The organism is Kitasatospora sp. NPDC059747 (assembly GCF_042732955.1).
Taxonomy (GTDB): Bacteria; Actinomycetota; Actinomycetes; order Streptomycetales; family Streptomycetaceae; genus Kitasatospora.
Genome location: NZ_JBHWGV010000215.1, coordinates 1 through 1423, shown reverse-complemented (window position 1 = coordinate 1423; position 1423 = coordinate 1). Strand labels below are relative to the sequence as shown.

Genomic DNA, 1423 nt, shown 5'->3' with positions numbered 1-1423 from the left:
GGGCCCCCCCAGCGCTCTCCCCCCCCCCCCCCCCCGCGCCCCCCGTTCCCCCGGGGGGGGGGGGCCCCCGGGGGGGGGGGCGCGGTGCCGGGTATCTCGTACGACCGCCGTTGAGCGCGGGTCAGCGTGCGAGTGCCGCCAGCGCAGCGGTGGCGAAGGAGTGGTCCTGCTCGGGGGCGCCGCCGCCGATGCCGAGGGCGCCGACGAGGCGGCCGTCGCGGTGGACCGGGACGCCGCCGGCGATGAAGAGCAGTGGACGGTCCAGTGCGGTGGGCAGGGAGTGGAACGGCCCGTCGGGCTTGACGAGGTCGACCAGGTCGGCGGTCGGGGCGTCGAGCTGGAGGGCGGTGTAGGCCTTGCGGGTGCTGGTCTCGCCGGAGATCAGCACGGCGCGGTCGTCGCGGCGGAAGGCGAGCGGGTGCCCGCCCGCGTCCAGGACGGTGATGCTGACGGCGACCCCGGCCGCCTCGGCGGCGGTGCGGGCGGCGGCGACGAGCGTCTCGGCGTCGGCGGTGGTGAGCGGGGTGACGGTGGTGGTGCTCATGGTGGTGCTTCTCCTTGGGGAACCGGGGGAACGGTGGTTCAGTGGTGGACGGGGATCGAGACGGCCGGAACAGCGGTCGGAACGGCGGACGTACGGCCCGGGGCGCGGCGCTCCAGGGCGGCGGACCAGACGGCGAGGACGAGGGCCGAGGCGGCGAGCAGCGCGCCGACCCAGTTCGGGGCCGTGTAGCCGAGACCGGCCGAGATCACCAGGCCGCCGAGCCAGGCGGAGAGGGCGTTGCCGAGGTTGAACGCCCCGATGTTGACGGCGGAGGCCAGGGTGGGCGCACCGTGCGCCTGGTCGAGGACGCGCTTCTGCAGCGGCGGGACGGTGGCGAAGCCGAGCGCTCCGATCAGCAGGATCGTGACGGCGGCGAGGACCTTGTCGTGCGCGGTGAGGGTGAACAGGCCGAGCACGACGGCGAGTCCGCCGAGCGAGGCGTACAGCATCGGCATCAGCCTGCGGTCGGCGAACCTGCCGCCGAGGAGGTTGCCGAGGAACATCCCGATGCCGAACAGCACCAGCAGCCAGGTGACGGCGCCGTCGGAGTAGCCGGCGACGCGGGTCATCATCGGGGCGATGTAGGTGATCGCGGCGAAGACTCCGCCGAAGCCGAGCACGGTCATCGCCATCGCGAGCAGCACCTGCGGGTTGCGGAACGCGGTGAGCTCGCCGCGCAGGTGGGCGCCCTCGGGGCGGGGCAGGGCGGGGACGAGCTTGACGATGCCGAGCAGGCCGACCACGCCGAGCGCGGCGACGCCGACGAAGGTGGCGCGCCAGCCGACGGCCTGGCCGACGAAGGTGCCCAGCGGGACGCCGACGATGTTGGCGACGGTGAGCCCGGTGAACATGGTGGCGATGGCGCCGGCCTTCTTGTCC

The 1423-nt window shown here is 74.6% G+C and carries 2 protein-coding genes; both read right to left on the bottom strand.

The annotated features are described in order from the left end of the window. Window positions 1-121 precede the first annotated feature (121 nt). Window positions 122-544 (bottom strand): heme-binding protein, encoded by a 423-nt coding sequence (locus tag ACFV4G_RS42380; RefSeq protein ID WP_380448810.1) that lies wholly within the window; start codon window positions 542-544, stop codon window positions 122-124. Between the two features lie 38 nt (window positions 545-582). Next, on the bottom strand, window positions 583-1423 hold an 841-nt coding region (locus ACFV4G_RS42375; RefSeq protein WP_380448807.1), incomplete at its 5' end, for an MFS transporter.